At 40.4% G+C, this 1,893-nt stretch carries 2 protein-coding genes; both read left to right on the top strand.

What is annotated here, in order from left to right; genetic code table 11:
- A partial coding sequence (locus GXZ17_RS04000; RefSeq protein ID WP_409375999.1) for a tetratricopeptide repeat protein occupies positions 1–209 on the top strand: 209 nt, incomplete at its 5' end.
- A gap of 1,048 nt (positions 210–1,257) precedes the next feature.
- Positions 1,258–1,476 (top strand): type II toxin-antitoxin system HicB family antitoxin, encoded by a 219-nt coding sequence (locus GXZ17_RS04005; protein ID WP_409376000.1) that lies wholly within the window; start codon positions 1,258–1,260, stop codon positions 1,474–1,476.
- Positions 1,477–1,893: the final 417 nt, after the last annotated feature.

Raw genomic sequence — 1,893 nt, forward strand, 5'->3', positions numbered from 1 at the left:
AGCCAGATGATGCCAACGTACTCCATAATCTGGCTCTTGCTTATTTTCAGGGAGGTCACTATGAAGATGCTGAAATTCTCTGGAGGGAAACTCTATCTCGAGACCCCCAACATCCCGAAGCCCGCTCACTTCTTTTTTATCTCTACACCGTAACCGGGCGTCCTGAAGAAGCACGAAGTGTATTAGAAGAAGTAGAGAGAGTTTTTTAAGACTGCTAAATTAAAAAGAAGAAATATCCTCATTTTGTGAAAAAACTTCCATAGCTTTCATGTTGTCACCCCCTTTCTTCGCCCTTCCGGGGAGAGGGAAGGTGCTTTCTCCTTGTTATCACTCTGGCGACTTTCGAGCCGTTTTTAGCCTGTCTCTATCATCCCCTCATCTCTCATTCCTGAATGTCTCTATCAGGAATCTAAATTACTTAAGGGCAAAAACATGGATTCCCACCTCCTCGTCACCCCGGCAATTTTTAAGCCGTTTTTAGCCTGCCCCTGAATGCTTCTATCAGGGGTCCACAGTATTTAAAAGCATGTGGATTCCCGATTGAAGACTTCGGGAATGACGGAATTATAAGAGGGAACAGAGAAAAGTCGCAATAAACCTGCCTCAGAGGATGGGGGAAGAGTTATTGCATATATTTTCCAGATAATATAAAATAAAAATAAGTGAAGAGGCATTTAGCTTTTATCTTGAGGGTAAAATTACCTTGTCTATCGTAAAATCCTGGTAGGATTGTTAGCTGTAAGAAGCATAAATATTAGTGGGATGAGCTAGGACAAGATTCTGGATAAAATTCTCTCCGGCACAAATGATAGCAATATAAGATTTCATGATTTGAGAAATCTGTTGTTAAAATATGGTTTTTCTGAACGAATTCAAGGCAGCCACCATATATTCACTAAAGAAAACGTTGTTGAAATTATAGTATCCCGCAAAACTGGTTAAAAACTTTAGAAAGTAAATTATATCGAAAGTCAAAAACTCAAGGTCGCTATGTACTGAAGGATACTATAATTTTTCTATTAACCTTTTGTTTCTTTGTTCCTTGCTTTTTGGGGGTTATGAGGGGGCGCTGCCCCCTCATAGTTTGCTCTATTAGGTATATCAGGTAAGGCTTTCGATAACGATTAATTATAATGGATTTTGCGGTTAACTATATAATTTACAACCGCTTAAAGACGGGAAAGCAAAACCATATCAGGTTAAACAGGTGAGGAATTTATTTTTAAAGTATAAATTTCATTTAGAGGAGAGGTAAATATGGAAGATTACATAAAATACGAGATGATTATCTACTGGAGTAAAGAAGATGATGCTTTCATTGTGGAAGTTCCTGAATTGCCGGGCGGTGTGGCTGATGGCAAAACATATGAAGAAGCTATAAAAAATGCTCTTGTTGTAATCAGAGAATGGATAGAAACTGCAAAGGAGCTGGGGAGAGAAATCCCTGAACCTAAAGGAAGACTGCTTTACGCATAATGTATCTTTAACCTTTTCTTCTCTTTTGACTCCTTTGATTCTTCCTTCGCCCTTCCGGGGAGAGGGAAGGTGAAAGTGAGAGTGAGGGGGAAATTTCCTCAAATTCGTAATCCCGGAATGTTCACTCTCTCCATCGCCCTGGAATGTCTCTACCACCTTTGTCGTCACCTCTGAATATATTTATCATCCCCAAGTCCCTCATCCCTGAACGTATTTATCATCTCTTGTCGTCACCCCTGAATGGTTCTATCAGGGGTCCACAAGTATTTTAAGAGCATTTGGATTCCCGACTACTAATTTCGGGAATGACAAACGAGAGAGTTCCTCGACTCTTTTTTTCTTTCCCTCTCGAAGGGAGAGGGTTAGGGTGAGGATGAGGATGAAATAACTATAAAGGGGGCGCCGCCCCCCTTATAA

Origin of the sequence: Candidatus Sordicultor fermentans, assembly GCF_012728195.1 — a bacterium.
In the GTDB taxonomy this organism is placed as follows: domain Bacteria; phylum Atribacterota; class Atribacteria; order Atribacterales; family Caldatribacteriaceae; genus Sordicultor; species Sordicultor fermentans.

Coding starts and splice junctions, on each gene's coding strand:
- GXZ17_RS04005 (WP_409376000.1), top strand. CDS start 1,258: ATGGAAGATTACATAAAATACGAGATGATTATCTACTGGAGTAAAGAA.